This window comes from Tsukamurella sputi, from assembly GCF_007858445.1.
Classification (GTDB): domain Bacteria; phylum Actinomycetota; class Actinomycetes; order Mycobacteriales; family Mycobacteriaceae; genus Tsukamurella; species Tsukamurella sputi.
Map to the genome: position 1 here is coordinate 1 of NZ_VIGV01000198.1, position 529 is coordinate 529.

The window sequence follows — 529 nt, forward strand, 5'->3', positions numbered from 1 at the left end:
TTGATCATTAATGATTACTTTAGGGTGTTTTCTATCATTTAGCTGTCGATTCCTCTTTTTTTGATGCCGATACGAATAACTCAATCATCGCATCTTTATGTTCATTCATCAGCTCAATATATTGCTTTCGATTATTGGGATCTTTCTGCTTGCTGTTTATTAACTTGATCATTCGATAGAGTTTTAGGCTCACAATTTTCTGATTATCAATATCTCTCTTGTGGTAATGATCAATCTTCGCACCCGGCAGATCATTCCCAATTTTAGAGTTTTGATTACGGGAAATGAGGAAAAGATTCCCAAAACGATCAACAGTGCGGATTGCCGGTTTTTCGTTATTATTCTCCGTCCCCCGTTCTTTACCATTTTCATCTGTAGATTGCTGATCTAAGCGCTTCTCATTTTTGGGATTTTGCGGATAGAAATGCTCAATCGAACCACCGGCCACCATTGTGTAATTTCTGATAAGTCTCTTCTCTTGTTGCGTATATTTCTCTTGCACATCTTTTGTTTTATTATTCTCATCTTG

Annotated in this window: 1 protein-coding gene; it reads right to left on the minus strand. The window is 36.9% G+C overall.

Annotation, left to right across the window (positions count from 1 at the left end):
- Positions 1 to 34: 34 nt before the first annotated feature.
- Positions 35 to 529 (minus strand): GmrSD restriction endonuclease domain-containing protein (locus FK268_RS26200; protein WP_146437909.1); only part of this gene is annotated, 495 nt, incomplete at its 5' end.